At 68.7% G+C, this 964-nt stretch carries 2 protein-coding genes; both read left to right on the plus strand.

Features of this window, described 5'->3' with window-relative positions; genetic code table 11:
- On the plus strand, nucleotides 1-299 hold a 299-nt coding region (locus EQG76_RS27850; RefSeq protein WP_159718322.1), incomplete at its 5' end, for a hypothetical protein.
- A partial coding sequence (locus EQG76_RS27855) for a wax ester/triacylglycerol synthase domain-containing protein (RefSeq protein ID WP_159718324.1) occupies nucleotides 296-964 on the plus strand: 669 nt, incomplete at its 3' end. The genes EQG76_RS27850 and EQG76_RS27855, both read left to right, overlap by 4 nt.

Consider the following 964-nt stretch of genomic DNA (forward strand, 5'->3'; position numbering starts at 1 on the left):
GCAACGAGACCCTGTCGCTCACCGGCTCGGTCAGCAAGCTCGCCAGCATGGGTGCGGTGGTGCTGCGCGGCCTGATCTACGCGTTCGGCTTCGGCCTCCTGTTCGCGCTGTTCGCACATTTCCGGAACCACCACCAGTTCGAGCTGAACAGCCTGGGCGAGGAATCGAACCGGATCCTCGATTTCATGCAGCACATCACCTATGGCGAATCGATTGTCTATGTCTGCATCATCGCCTGGATACTGATTATCTGCCGGCGACTGCTGAAGCTGGCGGAGCAGCCGGACTACCGGAATTGACCCGCCTTCTGGGTCCGGAGGAAGCCAAGTACTGGCTGCTGGGGCACACCTGCCCGTTCAACATCGTGCTGGCATTCGGCGTCGAGGGATGGCGGGCACCGGACCGACTGGCCCTGCCGGTAATCCTGCCGGACGCGGACGGGCTGCCGCGCTGGGGTGTCCCTTCGGCCGAGGGCAGGATCGAACGCAGCACCGGCACCTGGGTCGAGACGGCCGAGACGCTGCTGCGCGCGCCGGTGGGCATGGCCGGCGCCCCTGCCTGGCACCTGAGCGTGGTGGAGGAAAAGGGCGAGACGGTCGTGCTGCTGGCGCTACATCATGCGCTCACCGATGCGCGCGGCGGCCTGGCGCTGGTCGGCCATCTGCTGGACGGCCGTCCCCTGCCCCCTCTGCCGCCTTCCTTCGAGGAACTCCTGGCCGACGAGGCCTGGCCAGACTCCTCGGTGCAGGACGAGGTGCTGGGCTGGTGGAGCCGGCGCATGACCGACCGGCTGCGGTCGCTGGATCTGGCGAAGCTGGCTACACTCCTGCCCCGCCCCGAGCCGGCGCGCCTGGCGGTGGACCGCCTGCCGCCCGATGAGTTCGACCGTCTGCGGGCGCGCTGCCAGGCCGAGGGAGCGACGCTGCATGGCGCGCTGGTCGCAGCCCTGCCGGCGGTACCGAGG

Source organism: Geminicoccus flavidas, assembly GCF_009806515.1.
In the GTDB taxonomy this organism is placed as follows: Bacteria; Pseudomonadota; Alphaproteobacteria; order Geminicoccales; family Geminicoccaceae; genus Geminicoccus; species Geminicoccus flavidus.